General features: G+C 46.2%; 21 protein-coding genes and 1 pseudogene. 7 read left to right on the top strand and 15 right to left on the bottom strand.

Going from position 1 to position 19,798, the window contains the following annotated elements; all coding sequences use genetic code 11:
• Positions 1-64 precede the first annotated feature (64 nt).
• Together ytfE and ACUJFK_RS08055 are read left to right on the top strand one after the other, a co-directional pair.
• On the top strand, positions 65-784 hold the full coding sequence (gene ytfE / locus ACUJFK_RS08060) for an iron-sulfur cluster repair protein YtfE (protein ID WP_445426614.1): 720 nt from the start codon (positions 65-67) through the stop codon (positions 782-784).
• A 199-nt stretch (positions 785-983) separates the two neighbouring features.
• Positions 984-2,168: an IS4 family transposase gene (locus tag ACUJFK_RS08055; protein WP_445426613.1), complete on the top strand. Its 1,185-nt coding sequence runs from the start codon at positions 984-986 to the stop codon at positions 2,166-2,168.
• 120 nt (positions 2,169-2,288) lie between these two features.
• Here ACUJFK_RS08055 and ACUJFK_RS08050 read toward each other — a convergent pair whose 3' ends face one another.
• Positions 2,289-2,519, bottom strand: a complete 231-nt coding sequence (locus tag ACUJFK_RS08050) for a helix-turn-helix domain-containing protein (protein ID WP_445426173.1) — start codon at positions 2,517-2,519, stop codon at positions 2,289-2,291.
• A 429-nt stretch (positions 2,520-2,948) separates the two neighbouring features.
• Between ACUJFK_RS08050 and ACUJFK_RS08045 the strand changes: the two genes are divergently transcribed.
• From ACUJFK_RS08045 to ACUJFK_RS08035, 3 genes are read left to right on the top strand one after another with little or no spacing between them, the layout of a single operon-like run.
• Complete coding sequence (locus ACUJFK_RS08045) at positions 2,949-3,989, top strand: IS630 family transposase (protein ID WP_206552245.1); 1,041 nt, start codon at positions 2,949-2,951, stop codon at positions 3,987-3,989.
• Positions 3,990-4,004: 15 nt separating this feature from the next.
• Positions 4,005-4,490 carry an Arm DNA-binding domain-containing protein gene (locus ACUJFK_RS08040; protein WP_445426771.1) on the top strand — a complete coding sequence of 162 codons (486 nt, stop codon included), beginning with the start codon at positions 4,005-4,007 and terminating at the stop codon, positions 4,488-4,490.
• 12 nt (positions 4,491-4,502) lie between these two features.
• The gene (locus tag ACUJFK_RS08035; protein WP_445426612.1) at positions 4,503-4,952 is read left to right on the top strand and encodes a site-specific integrase; all 450 of its coding nucleotides are present in this window, start codon (positions 4,503-4,505) and stop codon (positions 4,950-4,952) included.
• A gap of 48 nt (positions 4,953-5,000) precedes the next feature.
• Here ACUJFK_RS08035 and istB read toward each other — a convergent pair whose 3' ends face one another.
• Both istB and istA read right to left on the bottom strand, forming a co-directional pair.
• Positions 5,001-5,756: an IS21-like element helper ATPase IstB gene (istB, locus tag ACUJFK_RS08030; RefSeq protein WP_445426069.1), complete on the bottom strand. Its 756-nt coding sequence runs from the start codon at positions 5,754-5,756 to the stop codon at positions 5,001-5,003.
• Positions 5,757-5,776: 20 nt separating this feature from the next.
• Entirely contained in the window at positions 5,777-7,339 is a 1,563-nt protein-coding gene (istA, locus tag ACUJFK_RS08025) for an IS21 family transposase (protein ID WP_445426068.1), read from the bottom strand.
• A gap of 203 nt (positions 7,340-7,542) precedes the next feature.
• Here istA and ACUJFK_RS08020 point away from each other — a divergent pair.
• Positions 7,543-7,803: pseudogene (locus ACUJFK_RS08020) on the top strand (hypothetical protein); the annotation flags it as partial.
• Positions 7,804-7,979: 176 nt separating this feature from the next.
• Here the strand turns inward: ACUJFK_RS08020 and ACUJFK_RS08015 are convergent.
• The 8 genes from ACUJFK_RS08015 to ACUJFK_RS07980 all read right to left on the bottom strand — a co-directional run bounded on the left by ACUJFK_RS08015 (position 7,980) and on the right by ACUJFK_RS07980 (position 14,828).
• Complete coding sequence (locus ACUJFK_RS08015) at positions 7,980-8,690, bottom strand: ABC transporter ATP-binding protein (RefSeq protein ID WP_445426611.1); 711 nt, start codon at positions 8,688-8,690, stop codon at positions 7,980-7,982.
• Between the two features lies 1 nt (position 8,691).
• Complete coding sequence (locus ACUJFK_RS08010) at positions 8,692-9,894, bottom strand: ABC transporter permease (protein ID WP_445426610.1); 1,203 nt, start codon at positions 9,892-9,894, stop codon at positions 8,692-8,694.
• The gene (locus ACUJFK_RS08005) at positions 9,891-11,042 is read right to left on the bottom strand and encodes an efflux RND transporter periplasmic adaptor subunit (RefSeq protein ID WP_445426609.1); all 1,152 of its coding nucleotides are present in this window, start codon (positions 11,040-11,042) and stop codon (positions 9,891-9,893) included. The genes ACUJFK_RS08010 and ACUJFK_RS08005 overlap by 4 nt, the downstream gene beginning before the upstream one ends.
• A gap of 552 nt (positions 11,043-11,594) precedes the next feature.
• On the bottom strand, positions 11,595-12,209 hold the full coding sequence (locus ACUJFK_RS08000; RefSeq protein WP_445426608.1) for a hypothetical protein: 615 nt from the start codon (positions 12,207-12,209) through the stop codon (positions 11,595-11,597).
• A gap of 280 nt (positions 12,210-12,489) precedes the next feature.
• On the bottom strand, positions 12,490-13,146 hold the full coding sequence (locus ACUJFK_RS07995) for a GDSL-type esterase/lipase family protein (protein WP_445426607.1): 657 nt from the start codon (positions 13,144-13,146) through the stop codon (positions 12,490-12,492).
• A gap of 339 nt (positions 13,147-13,485) precedes the next feature.
• Positions 13,486-13,677: a hypothetical protein gene (locus tag ACUJFK_RS07990; RefSeq protein ID WP_226752272.1), complete on the bottom strand. Its 192-nt coding sequence runs from the start codon at positions 13,675-13,677 to the stop codon at positions 13,486-13,488.
• 19 nt (positions 13,678-13,696) lie between these two features.
• On the bottom strand, positions 13,697-14,062 hold the full coding sequence (locus tag ACUJFK_RS07985; RefSeq protein ID WP_445426606.1) for a hypothetical protein: 366 nt from the start codon (positions 14,060-14,062) through the stop codon (positions 13,697-13,699).
• 181 nt (positions 14,063-14,243) lie between these two features.
• Positions 14,244-14,828, bottom strand: coding sequence for a demethoxyubiquinone hydroxylase family protein (locus ACUJFK_RS07980; RefSeq protein ID WP_445426605.1), 585 nt, complete (start codon positions 14,826-14,828; stop codon positions 14,244-14,246).
• 447 nt (positions 14,829-15,275) lie between these two features.
• On the opposite strand from ACUJFK_RS07980, the gene ACUJFK_RS07975 reads away from it, so the two are divergent.
• Positions 15,276-16,103 (top strand): TlpA family protein disulfide reductase, encoded by an 828-nt coding sequence (locus tag ACUJFK_RS07975; RefSeq protein ID WP_445426604.1) that lies wholly within the window; start codon positions 15,276-15,278, stop codon positions 16,101-16,103.
• On the opposite strand, the gene ACUJFK_RS07970 is transcribed toward ACUJFK_RS07975, so the two are convergent.
• The 4 genes from ACUJFK_RS07970 to ACUJFK_RS07955 form a co-directional block, all read right to left on the bottom strand.
• Positions 16,100-16,957, bottom strand: a complete 858-nt coding sequence (locus ACUJFK_RS07970; RefSeq protein WP_445426603.1) for a bile acid:sodium symporter family protein — start codon at positions 16,955-16,957, stop codon at positions 16,100-16,102. The genes ACUJFK_RS07975 and ACUJFK_RS07970 overlap by 4 nt on opposite strands.
• Before the next feature lie 1,071 nt (positions 16,958-18,028).
• The gene (locus ACUJFK_RS07965; RefSeq protein WP_445426602.1) at positions 18,029-18,721 is read right to left on the bottom strand and encodes an alpha/beta fold hydrolase; all 693 of its coding nucleotides are present in this window, start codon (positions 18,719-18,721) and stop codon (positions 18,029-18,031) included.
• 223 nt (positions 18,722-18,944) lie between these two features.
• Complete coding sequence (locus tag ACUJFK_RS07960) at positions 18,945-19,154, bottom strand: cold-shock protein (RefSeq protein ID WP_226750905.1); 210 nt, start codon at positions 19,152-19,154, stop codon at positions 18,945-18,947.
• 254 nt (positions 19,155-19,408) lie between these two features.
• On the bottom strand, positions 19,409-19,570 hold the full coding sequence (locus ACUJFK_RS07955; protein WP_445426601.1) for a DUF1840 family protein: 162 nt from the start codon (positions 19,568-19,570) through the stop codon (positions 19,409-19,411).
• Between the last annotated feature and the right edge of the window lie 228 nt (positions 19,571-19,798).

The raw sequence follows: 19,798 nt of genomic DNA, 5'->3' as shown, positions 1-19,798 counted from the left end.
CTTGCCCTGTAAGTTTAGCTGCGTCGCACTGGCGCTACATTAAATTGCATTAGCAGGAGTTTCTATGTCAGCCATTACCACTTCAACTTTATTAGATCAATCTTTAGGCCAGCTGGCTACCAGCATTGCCGGCGCCACCGCAGTGTTTCATCAATACAAATTAGATTTTTGCTGTGGTGGTAAGCACAGCCTGAGAGATGCACTGGCGAAAAAGCAGCTGGCCGAAGCGCCGGTATTAAGCGCGCTGCAACAGCTGCAGCAACAAGACGGCGAGTTAACTGACTGGCGCAGTAAATCGGTAAGACAACTGATTGAGTTTATTTTAGAGCGTTTTCACCAGCGCCATCGCCGGCAGTTGCCCGAGCTTAGCCGCTTAGCTCGACGGGTAGAGCATGTGCATGCACTGGATGCCAACTGCCCAACCGGTCTGGCACAGCATCTGGAAGAGATGTATCAGGAGCTGGAAAGTCATATGATGAAGGAAGAGCAAATTTTGTTTCCTATGTTAGCCGGTGGCATTTACCCCAGCGGGCCGATCAGCGTAATGGAAGAAGAACACCTGCAGCACGGTGACGCACTGGAAACTTTAGATAAGCTCACTAACAACATTACGCTGCCAGAGGATGCCTGCAACACCTGGACCGCGCTGTATTTAGGCTTGCAAGAGTTAAAAGAAGATTTAATGCAGCATATTTTGCTGGAAAATGAAATTTTGTTTGTGCAACAGCAGACAAAACCGGCGCACGGAAGCGACGGCCAGAGTTGTTGTGGTAGTTGCCAATAATACTCTCTGATCAACTTACAGCAGTCTACAAGACTTCAAAGTCTCTCACTTGCTAGCTCTTGTAGACGCTGTTATAAATGAATGTCACTAAACCTGAGGTATCCCCAGAAATTCTGTAGTTAAAATAAAAAGTTAGGCGATTAGGGAACATTCATGGTGGTTCCCGATCTGATCATTCGCCAAAACTCACAAAACGCGGATGGTCACCATGAATGTAAAAACTATGCTCGCTGATTTCCTCACATTTGTCACCCACAAAACGATGCATAAAACCCGATTTTCGGTGTTTTTAGATGCTGTAACAGCTTTGACCAAAGATGCGCGGTGCACTGTCACAGCGATTGGTCGCGCTATGCCAGGCACATCTGACAAAGTCAGCATTAAGCGCGCGGATAGATTGCTCAGCAATGCCAATCTACAACGGGAACTGCCTCTGATCTATGCGGCAATGACTCATTTGATTGTCAGTAGCAAAACGCAGCAGCTCATTTTGATTGACTGGAGCAACGCTGATACCGCGAAGCGCCATTTTATTTTGCGAGCCAGCATCGCTGTTGATGGCAGAGCACTCACGCTATTACAAAAAGTGGCGGCGGCAGAAGATTACACTTGCCCACATTTGCACTGGGCGTTTTTAAAGCAACTCAAGGCCATGTTACCTAGCGACTGTAAGCCTGTTATCGTCACCGATGCTGGCTTTAAAGTGCCTTGGCTTAAGCAGGTGCGCAAATTAGGCTGGCATTATGCCGCCAGAGTCAGAGGTAATGTGAAGCTTAAACTGGCAGAGCAAACAGAGTTTATGACCGTAAATGCGCTTTATAAAAAAGCTCGCGCCACCCCTAAACACTTAGGCGCAATCGTGCTGACTCAGACGCAACATTATGAAACCCGCGCGATTCTAGTTGGTAAAGGCTATAAGCTATTGAAGCGAGACAAACATAAGTCTTACAAAGAACCTTGGTTATTGGTGTCATCTTTGCCTGAGTGCCATGGCTACGCAGATAAAATCGCCAAGTGCTACAGTAGCCGGATGCAAATTGAAGAAAGCTTCCGAGACCAGAAAAGCTCACGTTATGGCTTAGGAAGTGACCTGCACGGCACTAAAATCAAATCACGTTTGGGTATATTGCTGTTACTGGCGGCACTGGCAAATTGGTTCCACTACCTGATGGGTTCGGCGGGTGAAAAGGCTGGCTTACATTTGCGATATCAGGCTAATACGGTAAAAAATCGGCGAGTGCTTGCACTGAACTTCCTCGGGATACTGCTTTGTAAGGAACCTAAAATGCCTATACGCAGGCACAATTATCAGCAAGGACTTAAACAAATCTTGCTCTGGGTTGCACAGTGGGACTGGGCGGTAATCAAATTGGCAAAGAGCTAATAGTATGTATCTAAATTTTGTGGGGATCCCTCAGTCACTAAACACCAATCCCAAATCAAAAATTAATTAGTCTCACATAGACTGGTCCAAACAAAATCATTCTGACAACCATATTCATAATCACTTGTCATCAGGCTGATACACCATTACGTCTTCTACCTTGCAGTCGAAATAACGGCAAAGCGCCTCTATCGCATTCGTGGTGGTTGAGTGTTGTATTGCCGGATTCTGCATTTTCGACAAAGACGTTCGGTTAACGCCAGTGTGACGCGCTACCTCACTAACACTAATCTTGCGATTTTCCCGCCGCTCTTTTTCTGTAATCAATTCTTTAATCCTAAAAAGGATCATAGGCTCCCCCAAAAAACACAAAGTGTTCTTTGAAAGAACACTAATAAGCTGCAATAATGTTCTCTCAAAGAACAGTTAACAGGTAATTAAGATGTCTAAAACACTTATCACCACTAAAGATTTGGCAATGAGAATACATTTCAGTGCCGGCTACATCAATAGAGTTCTTAAAGATGCTGTGTTCATCGAAGGCATACACTATATCAGACCTTTTGGTGGCAGGAAGATTTTCTACATTTGGGAAGCTGTTGAGCAGGAGCTTTACTCCCATACCGTTAGGCCGAGAAATCTCATCCCAATGGCGTCAGGGAGAGTATGTAGTGGCTAAATAACTGTGCCAAATAGTAGATCACTCAGGTAAGGGAACTCAATGCGGTTTGCGCGATCAGATCAGTCGCCAAACAAACCAAACCCACAAACGCATTGAGTATGAACAGGATAGCATTTTTATATGGCGCGGAAACCCGCCGATTGAAGAAGATTATTCATAAAACACGAGATAGAGACCTTTGCCGCCGTGCGAATGCCGTCTTGCTGGTGTTGAAAGGTAAAACCAAGTCAGAGGTTGCGAGCCTACTGCAAGCGGGGCGGTCATCGCTTAACCGCTGGTTGAAATGGTATGACGTTGCCGGTGTTGATGGTCTAAAAACTAAAGGCGTTGGTCGCCCCGTTAGGCTGAATCGGGATTTTATCTGTGGCGTGCTGAAAATTTTGCTGAAGTACACGCCAAGGACGCTTGGATATCAGCGTTCACGCTGGAGTACTGAGTTGTTTGCGCTGTTACTGAACAAGTTATGCAACATTCAGATCCACAGTTCAACAATCAGACGCTGGTTGCCCAAAGCAGGAATTGTCTGGCGGCGAGCTGCGCCAACGCTTTATATCCAAGACCCGGATAAAAAGGAGAAACTGGCGGTTATCCGGGAGGCGTTGGCAGATAACAGTATTGACCACCCGGTGTTTTACCAGGATGAAGTGGACATCCATCTGAATCCTAAAATCGGTGCAGATTGGGGGCACCGTGGCGCGCAGCGTAAAGTGGCAACACCAGGACAGAACAAGAAACATTATCTGGCGGGAGCATTACACGGCCAGACAGGGCAAATCGTTTATGTAGGTGGCGAGCGCAAGACCAGTGACTTATTTATTGAATTGCTGGAAAAGCTTAAAGGTCAGTATCGTCGGGCTAAAAGCATTCGGTTAATCGTGGATAATTACATCATCCACAAGAGCAAGAAAACCCAGAAGTGGCTGAGCGACAACCCAAAGTTCAAATTACTGTTCTTGCCGGTTTATAGCCCATGGCATAACAAAATTGAAAAACTGTGGCATGCACTGCACGAGACGATAACCCGGAATCATCAGTGCAAAAACATGGATGATTTACTGGAGCAGGTTTACTACTTTATGGACACTGCCGCACCGTTTCCGGGCGGCAAGCATGGATTGAAGCAGGTGTATCACAATTAGGATCAGCTATTTAGTATCGCTGTACGTAGTAATAAACTGGTACTGGATTTTCGCTATAACGGTGTGCGCTGCCGCGAACAAACAGCACTGACTGACAGTAAAACTAACCGTGCGAAGCTTTTAAAACTCATCGATGATATTGAGGCAGCCATTCGTTTGGGTCGGTTTGTCTACGCCGATTTTTTCCCGGGCAGTCCAAGATCTAAGTATTTTGCAGAGCTTGATGCATCGGTAAAACAAAGCATTGCAGCGTTACCTCAATCAATCTCTCTTGTGCACGACTGCCCATTGTTTAGCGCATTTACAGCTGAGTGGTTAGATGAAAATGAGAGCATTTGGAAGGCAAGCCACTGTGCAAACGTTAACGCTATTTTTGAACACTGCTTACTACCCGCTTTCGGCTCGCAAAGGCTGGATGCAATAACTCGTGCTGACATTTTGAAGTTTCGATCGCGCTTAACCAAAACAGGTAACGGCAAAAAACGCATCTCAAATGACTGAATTAATCATATCATGGCGCAACTACGCAAACTCCTGGTAGAAGCATCAAAGCGCTACAACTTTAACAACCCCTTTGTTGATATCGAGCCATTAAAAATTGATAAACCGCTTATCAACCCTCTTACATTGCAAGAGGTTCGTATTTTTTTGGCCGGCGTACGCGCTGATTTCAGGCCATATTACACGGTTAGGTTTTTCTCCGGATTACGCACTGCAGAAGTCGATGGACTTAAATGGAAATTTGTCGACTTTGAGCGCCGCCAAATTGTGGTGCAGGAAGCCCTCGTCAATAACCTTGAAGCAACACCGAAGAATAATTATTCCTACCGCCATGTGCATATGTCACAGCCGGTATTCGATGCACTGATGACACAAAAACGAACAACAGCTGACAAAGAATATGTGTTTTGTAATGCCGCGGGTAACCCGCTGGCTAATAACATCATTCCGATCGCTCAATAACATCATGCCGATCAGGTTTTTTCTTCCCGCGCTTACTACAACATTCTTTTACTCTTTTTGATCGGCATGCGTCAAGTTGGACTGCTGTTTACGCATCGATTCACCCGTTAACGGCAGCCTTATCGCTCTATGGATCAGTCTGTCTAAGATCGCTTCGGCGAAGGTGGCTTCTCCGATCATGACATACCATTTATCTACCGGTAATTGGCTTGAAACCACCGTTGATAACTTGCCATGTCGCATGTCTATCACTTCCAGTAAATTACTTCGCTCTGTCGCATCCAGCACTTCCATTCCCCAGTCATCCAAGATCAAGATAGCGACTTGACTGAGTTGGTTCAGTAACCTTGGATAACTGCCATCCGCTTGTGACAACCTCATATCTTCTAATAAGGTCTTTAACCGGTAATAGCGCACCGCCATTCCCTGACGGATAAAGTAACGCCCCAGTGCACACGCCAGATAGCTCTTACCGCATCCTGCTGCGCCAGTTAACAACAGATTTTGTTGATGTTTAAGCCAGTTGCCCTGCAGTAAATCCCTTATCTGTGATGCGTTAAAGCCCCGGTTTGCGCGATAGTCTATCTGTTCAACATGTGCACCTAAACGGAACGCGGCTTGCTTCTCTAACCGGCTAATTTTGCGCTGCTCGCGCTGCACTAATTCATGGCTGAGTAACAGTTGCAGGCGCTCTTCGAAGCTCATGTCTTGATAGAGCATTGTTTGCTCTTGTTGTTTTGCCAAGGCTTGCTTAACGCCGCTTAAATACAGCAGGCTGAGTTGTTCTTCAATTCGTAATTCCATAGCGTTTCTCATGTATTCTGTCAGTGGAAGTAGCTTTCACCGCGCACATTGTCGTGCACCAGCGTTTTAAGAGGATCATGTTTCACAGTTTGCACCGGTTCATGTTCCAGGCCGTTTTTCAGGATCGCCCTGATGTTGTGTAAGCGGTTAGCGCCGGTTAGGTGACCGCGAAGACAGGCCGCTTCCAATCGTACTTTGCTATAGATTTCGCTCTGCCCTAGTAAACTTAAGCAGGGGCGCACCGCTAATGCAGGATGTGCCGCGTGTGCCAATGTATCCTGCACCCACTGCTGTGTGTAAATCCCGATCGAGGCTGCCCATTTCAAGAGCCGCTCCGGTGACCATTCCAGCATCACTTTATGGTGATCGGGCATATGTGCCATGTCACAGGTATGTTGCCCTTTACGGTGGCTGCGCGGATGCTCTGCAACCACTTGCCCATGATGGTAAATCACGATGGTTTGTGCCCTGACCTGCGCTTCCAGTCGCTTACCAACCAAGGCGTAAGGCACTGAGTAATAATGCTTTTCGATATCAACATGGTAATCCTTACCTGCCAGTACCCGTTGGATTTTGGTGTACTCGTATGCAAAGCGGGGTAACGGTTGTAAAGCTGGTGCATCTAGCTCATTAAACAGGGATGCCCGGCAACCAGGTAACTTTTGGAAGGGTTTTTTATTGAGCTTTATAAGCAACTCAGCGATACGCTGATTCAAATGTGCCAGACTGTGGAAGATCTCATGACGTAATACCGCAAGGATCCAGCGCGTGACCACCTGCACGCCGACTTCGGCCTTGGATTTATCTTTAGGCTTACGTGGTCTGGCGGGCATGATGGCGGTACCGAAGTGCGCTGCCAGCATTTGATAGGTGGGGTTGAGATCCGGATCAGTATTGCGAGCCACGCTGACTGCACTTTTTAAGCAATCGGGTACCACCAGCTGTGGTACGCCACCGAAGAACTCAAAGGCTCGTTTATGGCTCATGATCCAGTCTTCCAACTGCTGTGAACGGGTGGCTTCGGCGAAGGTGTAATTGGACGCGCCCAACACCGCAACGAAGATCTGCGCACGACAGGTAATTTCACCGGTATCAGGGTCAACTATTGGCATGGTTTGGCCGCAGTAATCAACAAAGAGTTTTTCACCCGCCAGATGGGTTTGCCGCATAGAAGGTTGTAGTACTGCCGCCCACTCTTTATAAAGACGGCAGAAGTGATTGTAGCTGTAGTGCTGTTCTGGGTTGCGCTCTGCATACTCCTGCCACAGCAGCTCTAAAGTAACGCCTTTACGGCCTGGGGTTTTGAGTTCTTGATAGACTCCCGCCCAGTTAGGTAGCGCTTTATGCTGGGTTTTATGCACCACAATCGTTTTGAGGAAAGCACGCTCAAGCGTCACATCATCCCATATATCAGCCAGTGGCCAGTTAGTTATACCCAGTTGTGCCGCTCGATTGACATAGTAAGAGACAGTGCTCGCTGAGATAGTGAGGCTAAGGGCAATCTGACGATGCGTCAGCTTGCCCTGATATTTGTAACGCAGAATTTCTTTTAGTTTTCTCACAGAAATGGGCCTCGCAGACATGTACTTTCCTCAGCAGTAACAGATAGAAAGTACGGGTTTAACGAAGCGGGAGAAAAAAGTCACGTAATAACATTGATGCCGATCGCACTTTACCATGAATGGCAAAAAGTGATCGGTATGAGATGTTATTGTGTGATCGGCATGGATGTTATTAACTGATCGGCTTGAATGTTATTGGGTGATCGCCATGCGTGAAAATATGCAACCCGCTCGATCATCGAAACGTAACGAAAAGAATTTGGACGCCAACATTAAAATTATTGGGCTTGGCCCACCGTCGGGCTTATGAAACCCGTCACACAGCAGCAACACTATGGCTTGCTGCGGGTGAGAACCCGGAGTGGATTGCCAGACAACTTGGCCACAGCTCAACCAAAATGCTGTTTGAGCGTTACAGTCGATTTATACCAAACATCACCAGACAAGATGGTAGCGCTTTTGAAGCGTTGCTGGGGGCTTTTTGACCGATTCGCTAAGGATCCAAATCTGGCTATAAATATTACCAATTTATGGATTGAGCCATAGCGATCAATTTAATTTTTGTTCTGACCCTGAGGGATATTCAAGTAATGAAACTATCTTAATACTCTAATTTAATTTAAATTTTAAAGCAGTAAAGTCATTATTAATTAATTTAGCGCTAACCAATAACCCGGCCTTCGCCTTGCTCTTCGTGTGTTACACCATCACGGATGTGATAAATACGCTTAAAGGTAGGGATAATCTTTTCATCATGCGTTACCACTATAACGGCGGTTTGAAAACGCTGTGCCATGTCGTTAAGAATGCGGATGACGGCCAGCGCCCGCACAGAATCTAACGGCGCTGTGGGTTCATCAGCCAAAATAACCGGCGGCCGGTTCACTAAGCCACGGGCAATAGCAACACGCTGCTGCTCGCCACCTGATAATTGCGAAGGCATAGCAGTGGCACGGTGCTGCACATCCAGCGCGGTTAGCAGCTCAACCGCCCGGCTGCGCGCCTGGGCATTGGCAACCCCTGCCAGCATCGGCAATAAAGCAACATTATCGGTGACATCAAGAAACGGAATAAGGTAAGGCGCCTGAAACACAAAGCCAATATTGTCCCGGCGCAGGGCCCGCAGGTCTTTTACCTTCCAGCCGCCGTCAAAGATGAGCTTATCACCTAAGCTCATGCGCCCTTTAGTGGGGTCTATTACCGCCCCCAGACATTTTAACAAGGTGCTTTTACCTGAACCTGACGGGCCTATCAGCCCGACTACTTCGCCGGGCGCGACATACATATTAACGTCTTTTAATGCCATCACCGCGTTGTCGCCAGAACCATATTGTTTTGACAAACCGTCAATACGTATTCCCTGCTGCGCCATACTAACCTCCTATCGCTTCGGCCGGGTCAACCCGCAGCGCCATGCGAATAGACACCAGACTTGATAACAGGCAAATCAGCATTATTGCCACAAAGCCAATTAAGGCATCAACCGGCATCAGTAACACGTATTTGGGAAACAGTGGTGCCGCAAAAGTAGCGCTGATTTTACCAACCACAAAGCCAATGCCGCCAAGCACCAGCGCCTGCTGGATAATCATCGCGGCAATAGTGCTGTTTTTTGTGCCAATAAGCTTTAGCACGGCGATTTCACGAATTTTATCCATGGTCAGGGTATAAATAATAAAGGCCACAATGGCGGCACTGACCAACGCCAGGATCACTAAAAACATGCCTATCTGTCTGGCCGAGGTGACAATTAACTTACCGATCAGTATGGCTTCCATCTGTGCTCTGTCGTACACGGTCAGCCTTTGCCAGCGCCGGATGGGTGCGGCAACGTCATCTGCTATGTAGCCCGGCAAGATACGCACTAAAATGGCATTAACCGCGTTATTACTGGTTTGGCTGGCAATAACCGCATCAAGCACACCGGGCATGCCGGGCCGGTTAAAGGCCGGGTTTTCCCTGCTTCGCTGTCGTTGGTCCAGTAAGGCAGCATTGTCTTTAATAAATTGGGCCGCCTGGGCATCTTTTAACGGAATGAAAATCATTGGGTCACCACCGGATGACACCATACGCCGTGTGAGCCCCACTACGGTATATTGGTTGCGGCGAATAGTAATCTGTTGGCCCAGTTTAAAACCGCTGGCAATATCGGCAACGGCTTCATAATGGCTACGGCTAATATGTCGCCCGGCAATCAGTTGCGGCGGCCAGCCCGGCTGCCCGGCGCCGCCGGCAGCGATGCCAACCACCATGGCCCTGACATCTCTGGTGTCCTGGCGCACCTGCATGGTCAGGTAAGTAACATTGGCGACAGCCGCCACGCCGGGCATACTGCGGATACTGCGCCACAGATCGTCAGCCACACTGGAGGATTCCGCATAAGGCCCCAGCGTATCTTTTTGCACGACCCACAAATCTGCACCGCTGTTGTCCATTAGCACTCTACCGTCATTTACCATACCGCGATATACACCGGCCATAACCAGGGTCACACCAATTAACAGACCAAGGCCAAAACCGGTAAAGACAAACTTGCCCCAGGCATGCAGGATGTCACGCCCGGCAAGGCTGATCATTGCTGTGCTCCGGCTAACTGGCTGACAATCGTTAACCGGCTGTTTTCAGTCAGGCTTTTCTCACTGTACAGCACAATCTCATCGCCACTTTGCAGCCCGTCGAGTACCTGAATATTCCCGGCCAAATCACTGCGGCCAAGTGTTAATAGCACAAACCGTTGGCGGCCGTTTTGCAGTAACCAGACGCCCCTATGCCCATTAACCAGCCGCAGCGCAGCATTGGGTATGGTTGGCTCGGCCTGTAAAGCGGGCAAGGTTACTGTCACCTCCGCCAGCTCACCCAAAGGCGGCAATGGCGATGGCAACGCCAAAAATGTAATTTTGGCAATGGTTTCTTCGGTAATGCTGTCGGCCACCGGCTCTACCCGGATGACGATACCGGGCATAACCTCTGTCGCTCTGGAGCGCAGTGTCACTCTGGCAGACAAGCCTGCAGCTAAGCCCTGCGCCGAAATCTGGTCAAAACGGGTATCAACCCACAAGCTATCGGGGTCGATGATTTCTATGATGCTTTGGCCTGCCACCACAACCGAGCCTGGTTCAAGTTCGCGTTTGGTGACTATGCCATTATGCGGCGCCACCAATTGCAGGTAATTTTTTTGTGCCACCAGGGCGTTTTGCTCTGCCTGCAGCCGGCGAAAATTCTGCTGCGCCACCAGTAAAGCCGCGTTGGCGACTACCAGTTCCTGCCGCTTTGCCGCAATAACTTCCTCGCTGGTGCCGCGCAACTGCAGTAATTGCTCATAGCGACTGGCTTGCGATTGCGCATAGTGCAAACTCGCCTCTGCCTGAGTTAAAGCCGCAGCGGCCGCTTCGATGGCAGCATGTTGCGCCTTTAAGCGCTCATCTAAATCGACCGGGTCCATTTGGCCGATAACCTGGCCTTTGTTTACCACATCACCTACATCAACCGTAAGTTGCTGCAGTTTGCCCGCCATAACCGGGCCAATTTTATAGCTGGAGCGCGCCTGTATGGTGCCTATGCCAAAGATGTCCGGCGTAATGCTTTGCTGCTGCACCCGGGTTATGGTGACCTTTACCGGAGCAAGCGGACCAGAGCGTAACACCACAAACACAAACAGCACCAGCAACGGCACAGCAACGGCAAGTAATCCGATTGTACGACGTTGAAACGGCAAACCAGGCATGACTTTCTCCGATGAACCCTTGTTAGCTTTACTAAGCATAAATCGACTAGGACGATTGTATCTGAAATATGGATTAGCACAATCTAATATAAATATTTTTTATCGCAATAAGTACTCTGTATATTGCTATAGTCATCCCTGATACCTTGTCTATCTAAATTTAGGGCCTGCGCTTTAAAACCTTGCGACTTTGCTTACTGCTCAATCTGCATGACAAGTTCTACTTATGTTTGACGCTCAGCAAGTATGTTATTGAATGTTTGAATAACTTCTGGCAACACTTACCAGTGTTAGTTCTTTAGCAGCCTTTTTCAGTTCACATTTGTCGAACAGGGCCATTATTTAACTTTATAGCTATGATGATGAGTGAGCGCTTAAAATCCTGGCTAAACAGGCTATTTCAGAAAGGGAAATGTAGTAGCACATATCACTGTAAACTGATGCTAATATAGATGAAAAAATTAATTATTATTTAATTATGATTAAAGCGTACATTTTGCTGCTTTTGTTTCTCTTTGCAGAGCTAGCAAGTGCAAGTGAGCTTCACCTGTGTCAGGAATCCAAGTAAGAGTCACCGGGCAAGAAGGCATCATTTAATAAGGTGCCGGAAGTATTTAAAGTGTACCCATTCACATCCCAGATAAGGGTTGCAGCGCTGCTCCAAAGACTAGTCAATCCAACAGTGATATTGGCATTGTAGCCCGCTGTGCTAGCAAGGGTCGCATCGCAACTATTGGTGCCAACGCCATATCCGTCACCGTAGCCCTCCCCATAACCATCGCCTTGGCAATAAATATCTAGCCCACCATTCTCGACGGTAAAGTTAAAATCGAAAAAGCCATCATCCCCGTCATTCTGAAAAACGTATTTTTGAAGAATAGTAGCGCTACTCGAAGCATTTTGTATAGCTCGAGAGGTTGCATAAAACCATCCCGTACTCAATGCACGAGCGGTTGACTGCGCATTAGAAGAGCCACTTTCTCGACGTATAAATGTATCAACTTCAACTGCGTTGGTATCAGAATTTGATTCTGGTGATGTACCTAATGGCACTTCTACTTTAACATCTGCGTCTAACGCAACACTGATGATGCCTGCGTAGGCATTCGGACCAACTACACAGAGAGCAAAACCTATTGCACAAGCTATTTTACTTCGTTTAAACATAAAGAAACCCTCATACTAAAAACGCTAGTTTCAACCTGTAACATCAAATGGTATGAGCGCCATTAATACTAGGCATGCTATCTAGACTGGTGAATTGATTAGAGCAGTTAGTGCATTTAAAACACTTTTTCCGCAGAATTTATCAGCAATATTTGCACCATATTTTTTTACTTTTACTTTTCAATTGCTTATATGGATATTAAAAAGAAAAGAGTTTTTTATTGTAAAATAAACTGACAGTCTTTTTTAATATTGCAATAATAACTGATCATTAAGGCTCCTAGATTAACTCGTTACTGCGGGCTTCAAGTACACTTGCAATCACTGGCGCAATTAACGACTCCATCAACGCATAACCTGCGGCGTTGGGATGCACCAGATCTTTTGCATTGGTGAAATCAGGCACCCGCAAGCCACCTTTGCCATCATTCATCGCTGCGTAATAGTCTACATAAGGAATTTGGTGTTGCACTGCGTACTGTTTAATCAGCTGATTAAGCTCAACAATACGGTGCACCGGCTGCAAACCGCTGCGCCACGGAAAATCACTGGCTGGTAATACCGAGCATAGAATGACACTGACACCGTGAGCGCGTGCCAGTTCGGCCATACTGAAAATGTTGTCGGCTACGCGGGGTAAATCAATGGCGCCGCTGTTTTGCGCAATATCATTGGTGCCAGCGAGGATCACTACTACCTGCGGTTTCAGATTAAGCACATCTTCTCGAAAACGCAGCAACATCTGATGGCTAACTTGGCCGCCTATGCCTCGACCGATAAAGTTATTTTGCGCAAAAAACGTCGGGCGTTGGTATGGCCAGAACTCAGTGATGGAGTCGCCCATAAATACCACCAGTGCGCCCTGCGGGTAATTCGCTATAAATTGCTGGTTAGCCTGCTGATACTTTTCGTAATTGACATAAGTGGTAATGTTCAAGCTAATCTCCACAGCAGCAATTGGCAACAGAGCACAGAGTAGCAGACCGTACAGATCATTTTTTATTATTCCCCTTATAAGCTATGTTATCCAGAAGTGTTGGTACTGTGCCAAGTCATTCCGTTTTTCATGGTGAAATAGTTAATTTGGATAAAGAGATTGTCACCGCTGGCGCAGGTGATGTGTGGTGTGCTGAGTTTGCATTACACATAGCCAATTCGATTTTTGTTCAGCACAAGAAGTATCAATTCTGCCGCCCTTCCTCCTTGTCTGCGATGCTAGCGCGACGCCTCAAAACGATTGTGCAAAGATGCATCATTGTATGACATTACAACTTGCTTAGGTTTTGGATAAGTCGGCTTGTGCATCTAGTAATAACTCTTGCGTAAGCATACGCTTGTAACGTCTCTGCCGGCGTCGTGCTTTTGCAGCGCTTGCTCGCCAGTTGCTGCGTTTGTCAGACACAATGTCATCCACATCGTCGGCCGTGATCACGTGCTTAGCATCTCTAGGGGAGGTTCTTTTACTCATATTCTCGTCGTTCTCATCACTAAAAGGCAAAGCTGCTTTGCTTTTGTCTCCATCTCAAAGACCGTTTATTTAAGCAATGTAAATCCACTTCACCCGCAAGAATGTCTTCACATAGCTTGACGGCAGCCTGCGCCTGCGCAGCACCTAAATGCCGATATGCAGGTTGCTTAATGTAGTCATACCAAGCGCCGTTGCAGACATTATCAAGCACAACGCGTTGAAAACAATGGTCGTGCTTAATCGGCCAATCGTGTCGTTTATCAAGCGCTTCTTTGGGCATAATAAACTGAGTTAAATAGCGGTACTGATCTACCCATTGCTCGCGAGTGTGATTGATGGTTTTGTTTTTTAGCATGGGTATCAATTTCGCTTCTTTTGCTTCCACGTACCGCCATAGTGATAACCTTCACTGGTTTGCTTCAGCCGCTCTTGACACTGTTTACAGATCAAGACCCAAATCTGACTTTGCATGACCTTCACTCGGTATAACACGCTATGAGCCATTGACTCACAGATACCGCAAGCCTTTGTTGATCTTTCACGCGACACTTTACCCATGTTTCGGCCTAAATAAGTCTGGCGGCTTTCACCGCGCATTGAGAACCGTAGGCAATCAAACGGCCCCAACAACGCATTGCTTTACCCGCTTGTTTTGTCATTGCGCGCAGAGCTTCATCTCGGTGCTCTGTTTCATCCGCATGAAATGACGCCATCTGCTGAGAAAATTCCCTGACGAATGGATGGCACTCATGCTCAAATAATTTAAGCTGCTTGCGATAATGTTCATCTACAAAAGACTCAACGCAAAAAATAGTATAGAACATCCAGTTTCTTCCCAAGAGCGTTGGCAGAGCACCGGTAACAAAGCCCGCTATCCCCCAGAAAAACAGCAACAAACTACCGCGATACATTTGGATATTAGCTTCAAAACCTTCCAGATGGGACTTTTCAGTGGCCAAGTGCTGCAAAGCAAATGATTTTATCTGCGCGTCTTGACGAATTACATTCGCGCACAGAATACCGCAATAAATCCAGACTGCCCCAAACTCGCCAGCGTGACTGGCGCGCAGCTCAGACCGAATATGCCTAGGTAAACGCGATACCGAGACTTTTTCCATATCCACTTCACCCATGTTTACAATTTTGCCCAATGAATAGCTTCCCAAGTTTAGATTATCCGCATTTTGGATGATCCCGAGTAACCATTACTAAATGCAAACACTTTCTTTTCGTGCTTCAATCACGAGCCGCCCTTTGCCCCTTATAAACGCGGTATCACGGATGCAATTACACACTTGTTTACTAGAGCGACTCATCGTTATTGATTTTTATGCGCGAGGGAGGAAATAAGATCAACCATCATGACTGGAATTCTGAAACGCAATTCTGAAACGTAATGGTAAGTTCTGTAAGGTTATAAACTGAACATTCAACAAAAACAGAAGCACATTAACGCGACTGTATCACAAGACCACCCAACCGCTGTTTAACAGCTTGGCTGTTTAAGTTCAGCACCATTGCGCGGCTTAGCGTTATTTCAGTTCAATAAACGATATACTCAACGTTAGTTTTAATTCAATCGGAAAACAAACCTGTTAATGTTAAGCATCTCAATTGGGCCAATATCTTTACCAGTGCCGGTACTGTTGTTGCTGTTAAGTGTTTCTGCCGGTTTACTGGTGGCCCGTTGGCTTAGCAAAGCCAATAGCCGTAGTGCAACTGACCCGTTATTACTGGTGCTATTTGGCGCCTTAGTATTTGGCCGTGTAATCTTTATTCTTCGTTTTGCTGACAGTTATAGCAGCATTTGGCAGATGCTAGATTTTCGTGACCGTGGTGTAGATGTTAGTGCGGTTTTGTTAGCCACGGCGGTGCTAACGCTATTGCAGATAAAGCGTTCACCGTCACTAAAGAAGGCCATGCTGGCCGGTGTTATTGTCAGCGCAGGCAGTTTTTCTGCTGGCTCTGCCTGGATAAATGTTCAGCAGCAACATCAGGTGCTGGCCGATATTCGACTCGAAACTGTACTCGGATATACCGTAGCATTACCAGAGCTGGCTCAGGGTAAACCGGTAGTGATTAATCTTTGGGCCAGCTGGTGCCCACCATGTCACCGTGAAATGCCCTTGTTATTAAAAGCAGAGCATCAAAATCCGGCTGTGCGTTTTATGTTGGTAAACCTGCAAGAAAACCGCGACACAGTTCAGCAGTATTTACGCCAGCATCAGCTTACTTTTTCCCATGTCTTATTAGACCCTCTTGGCGATGTTGCAAGCCATTATGGTGCGCAGGGGGTACCTGCAACCCTGTTTTTTAGTGCCGAGGGTAAGTTAGTTGATGCCCATTTTGGTGCGTTATCCCATGCGGTATTACAGCGGGGTATTGATAAAGCCAATTCAAGTGATCATGGGCGAACGCTTAATTAAGCCGCCCGTTTTAATGCCCACCAGGTAAATAAACTAGCACTGGCAAACATCAATAAGCTGTATATGCTGGGGGCAATCGACATGGCAGAACTTTGCAGGATGCCAGTGGTAATCAGTAGTGCCAAAGTGCCGTTTTGTAATCCTACTTCTAGGCAAATGGTGCGTGCCTGTTGTTCGCTATGCAATAGCCAGCGACCCAGCGCGTAACCCATTGCCATAGACAACACATTTAGCGCCAATGCTGCCGGGCCACTTAACCACAGGTAGTGCCAAAGGGTGTCACCTAAATCTATGGCAATACTGATAATTAATAACAGCAGTACCAACACGGAAAAACGGCTGATCTGCGGCTGTGCCCACTCAGCAAAATGCGTAAAGCGTGCTTTGATCAGCATACCTATTACTACCGGTATCACGCCAACAATTAGCAGTGTTAGCCAAGTTTTTAATAGCGGTAATTGCAATACACTGTCGGCGCTCAGGTAGTGTTGCATTGCCCAGGCAGCAAGAAAGGGTAGGATAAAAGGCGTAATAAAGCCCACCAACGCGGTTAACGACACGGATAAGCCAACGTCGGCTTTTGATAAATAGCTATACAAATTAGACGTAGTACCGCCGGGGCAAAGAGCCAAAATAAACAGGCCAACGGCCAGCTCACCTTGTAATTGAAACAGGCTAATAATGCCAACAGCAAGCAATGGCAATAATAACAGTTGCGCCATTGCGCCGATAAAAAATGCTTTAGGCTGGCGCGCTACTTGTTTAAAATTTTCCAGTCTCAGGCTCATGCCCACGCCAGTCATAATCATAATTAGCGCAATGGGTAAACCTATCTGAGTGAGTGTTTCAAACATAGCCGCCACATCAAATTAATACAGTGGCTGATAAGCTAACCTGTTTTGGTGCAAGTTGAAAGGCTGTTGCAAACTGATCCGTACCAGCAACAGTGAACACTTCACTAAGCACTGTTCTTCAATTCAAAACACTCTGGGCTAAGATAGCCAGGAGCAGGATTGTATGTGGCAAAAACTATTATGTTCTACAATTTATCAGACCGGGTATGCTTGTTGGTGGTGCCGGACTTAAGATGGTTGATGAAGCAAGAGGGTAAAAGGACATAGCTAAACTCGGCATGGCCAAAAAAGGTAAATGCAGCTCATAATGAAACACCAGAAATGAGAAGTTAAGTGCGCTTTAAGCATAGCAATATACTCGAAGCTGCACTTTTGTTCTCAACGAATTTCCTTTTTACTCGCTTCACTTAATCAACTTAAAGTACCTAATTTAGGTTCAGTGCTGGCAATATTAAAAGCTTAAACGCCTTAAAAGGCACTTTTGCGATATTGTTTTTTTATTAATGGCCTCAGGTACAGATCATCATAACCACTTCACCGACCTTAAACGGCAATTGTTAACTCATCAAAAGTTACAGTTAGAAACCTAACCGCAAAACAGCCTCATTTTGGACACGATAAGTTTTTAAAGTTTTAGTGACCAAAATCATCGCTAAAAACTAAAAAATACTTGTAAAACGTGTTTAACTTTCCCACCATTAAAGTTTAAACTTATGTTTTTATTAGAATAAACTACATTCAAGGCAGTTAGAGGAGCTTAGCTATAACTAGTTTACTTGTCTTGACATGGTAGGGGTCGGTGGTTCGAGTCCACTAGGACGCACCAAAAATTCTAATGAAAACGCCACCTTACGGGTGGCGTTTTTGTTTTCAGCATTTAAAAAATCTAGTGCGCGCAAACATAATGCAAACATGCGTAGTTTCGGCATGACTTTTCACCCACTACAGCGCCTCCATCTTCGCTACGCTTGGTGTACCGCAGACGCCATCTAACAATCTAACTGCAACAAACCAAACTTCTCACATCTCATCACCCTTTGGATGATGCAAATTAAAGCTAAAAGCACGCGGTTATTTAATTAGCAAATATTGCTGCGCGGCAGTGTCCGTTTGTAAGCCAAAATGCCCCAAATTATAGTTGTAGGTGGCGTTTTCACCCCAGATACTGCTGCTATGTATGCCATACACTAAGCAACTGCCGGTAGAGCAAACCACCTGATCAATATAGCTTTTAATGGAATACACCTTATTACCAAAGCGCGTACCATAAATGCTATCTAAAAACGGGCTGGAAACCGATAACCCCTTGCTGCCGCAGGTACTATTCCATACATTGTAAGGATACACACCACAGCTTAATAAGCCCCGAAAAGCCCCCGCTATACCCACAAAACTGTTTACTTGCGAGGCGATGGCCAATTTATCAATTTGCTGAGCGGCCAAGGTAGCGCCCATAGAATGGCCAATCACATCAATTTTACCGGTGCAAGACTGATTTAACGCCGTCACCAAAGCATTTCTAACCGGTGTTTCCTCGGTGCCATTATGGTCGTTACAAGCCGCACAGGTTTTCGATCCCCAATTAGGTCGGTAAATATCACTGCTGGTGTAGCCTTTACTGAGTAAGTAGGTATAAGTGTTATCCCAACTGGCGGGGGTAGCCGTGTTGCCGTGCACAAGCACAACGGCATCAACACAAGCCGCATTTACCGCTTGGCTGAACATCAACAGTAACAAAGCCATCAGTGTTTTTTTGTTATACATGTTTAACTCCTGGTTGTTTTCACCATCAAGCTAAACAGTTGCTGAAATATTCACCATAACACTTTAGTGTTGCTCATCGAAGCAAAGCCTGCGGCCCTGTACAATCTACCGACCGATAGCTAAAGCCCTAAAAGCAAAAAAGGCCGCTGCATGGCAGTGACCTTTTAGTATTGTAACCCTCGCTACAACCAAAGCTTGTTGGCTTAGGTACGGAGTTAAGCCATTACATTACAGCGATTTTTGAAGCTTGTGGGCCTTTTTGGCCGGCTGTTACAGTGAACTGCACGCGCTGACCTTCTTGCAAGGTTTTAAAGCCTGTGTTTAAGATTTCGCTGAAGTGTGCAAACACATCTGGGCCTGAAGCCTGTTCAATAAAACCAAAGCCTTTCGCTTCGTTAAACCATTTTACGATGCCGGTAGTTGGAGTAGACATAAGAGTTACCTGTATTATTTAAATTAAATGTGCCTTAGTTAAGGCGATAATGCTGCAAGAGATGTTTAAGCTTATGAATACAGGAAGGGATACTAACGGTAGTAACATTCAAGGTTTGCATAAAAAATGAACAAGCTGATAAAGCCTGCGTAGTGTATAGCTTTTAAATGGGCTGTCAAAGCATATCCTATAAAAAAATAAAAATAAATTTTAAATCGGTTGTAAATAAAGATTAAGGCCCACGACTAGAGAATTTAACAAGCTTGGCCTTCAGCCTGCCACATGACATAGGTATTAGCCTGCTTTACCGCCGCCAACAATTTCAATAGAGGCTTTGCTCGAGTGGCCAGTGGCACAGGTGTGACCTCGTCTTTGGTAATCGCAGCCAGCTTGTTGCATGTTTTGCCATTTGCCAATTCAGTTATTAAAAAAATGCCCCTTAACGCCCTTTAAACAGTCGCATTCAAGTCATCAGCGCTGGGCTTAAATTAAGCCTTACTTAAGAAAACATCACGATAATGTCTGCTAAGTAGCACTTTTGCCGTTAATGCTCAGTTTGTATTTGCGCTTATTAACGCAGTGGCATGCTAATTTGGTTTAACGCGGCGATGGGTTTAATTGCCAAAGCATGTCACTTCGGTTTA

The organism is Alishewanella sp. HL-SH06 (assembly GCF_052656265.1).
This window is presented reverse-complemented; position numbering and strand designations above follow the sequence as displayed.

What these genes read in the sequence shown, in the direction of transcription:
- ACUJFK_RS07970 (WP_445426603.1), bottom strand. Translation starts at nt 16,957, where the DNA reads ATGTTTGAAACACTCACTCAGATAGGTTTACCCATTGCGCTAATTATG.
- ACUJFK_RS08050 (WP_445426173.1), bottom strand. Translation starts at nt 2,519, where the DNA reads ATGATCCTTTTTAGGATTAAAGAATTGATTACAGAAAAAGAGCGGCGG.
- istA (WP_445426068.1), bottom strand. Translation starts at nt 7,339, where the DNA reads ATGTCTGCGAGGCCCATTTCTGTGAGAAAACTAAAAGAAATTCTGCGT.
- ACUJFK_RS08055 (WP_445426613.1), top strand. Translation starts at nt 984, where the DNA reads ATGGTCACCATGAATGTAAAAACTATGCTCGCTGATTTCCTCACATTT.
- ACUJFK_RS07960 (WP_226750905.1), bottom strand. Translation starts at nt 19,154, where the DNA reads ATGTCTACTCCAACTACCGGCATCGTAAAATGGTTTAACGAAGCGAAA.
- istB (WP_445426069.1), bottom strand. Translation starts at nt 5,756, where the DNA reads ATGGAATTACGAATTGAAGAACAACTCAGCCTGCTGTATTTAAGCGGC.
- ACUJFK_RS08035 (WP_445426612.1), top strand. Translation starts at nt 4,503, where the DNA reads ATGGCGCAACTACGCAAACTCCTGGTAGAAGCATCAAAGCGCTACAAC.
- ACUJFK_RS08010 (WP_445426610.1), bottom strand. Translation starts at nt 9,894, where the DNA reads ATGATCAGCCTTGCCGGGCGTGACATCCTGCATGCCTGGGGCAAGTTT.
- ACUJFK_RS07990 (WP_226752272.1), bottom strand. Translation starts at nt 13,677, where the DNA reads ATGAGTAAAAGAACCTCCCCTAGAGATGCTAAGCACGTGATCACGGCC.
- ACUJFK_RS07975 (WP_445426604.1), top strand. Translation starts at nt 15,276, where the DNA reads ATGTTAAGCATCTCAATTGGGCCAATATCTTTACCAGTGCCGGTACTG.
- ACUJFK_RS08015 (WP_445426611.1), bottom strand. Translation starts at nt 8,690, where the DNA reads ATGGCGCAGCAGGGAATACGTATTGACGGTTTGTCAAAACAATATGGT.
- ACUJFK_RS07965 (WP_445426602.1), bottom strand. Translation starts at nt 18,721, where the DNA reads ATGTATAACAAAAAAACACTGATGGCTTTGTTACTGTTGATGTTCAGC.
- ACUJFK_RS08000 (WP_445426608.1), bottom strand. Translation starts at nt 12,209, where the DNA reads ATGTTTAAACGAAGTAAAATAGCTTGTGCAATAGGTTTTGCTCTCTGT.
- ACUJFK_RS08045 (WP_206552245.1), top strand. Translation starts at nt 2,949, where the DNA reads ATGAACAGGATAGCATTTTTATATGGCGCGGAAACCCGCCGATTGAAG.
- ACUJFK_RS08005 (WP_445426609.1), bottom strand. Translation starts at nt 11,042, where the DNA reads ATGCCTGGTTTGCCGTTTCAACGTCGTACAATCGGATTACTTGCCGTT.
- ytfE (WP_445426614.1), top strand. Translation starts at nt 65, where the DNA reads ATGTCAGCCATTACCACTTCAACTTTATTAGATCAATCTTTAGGCCAG.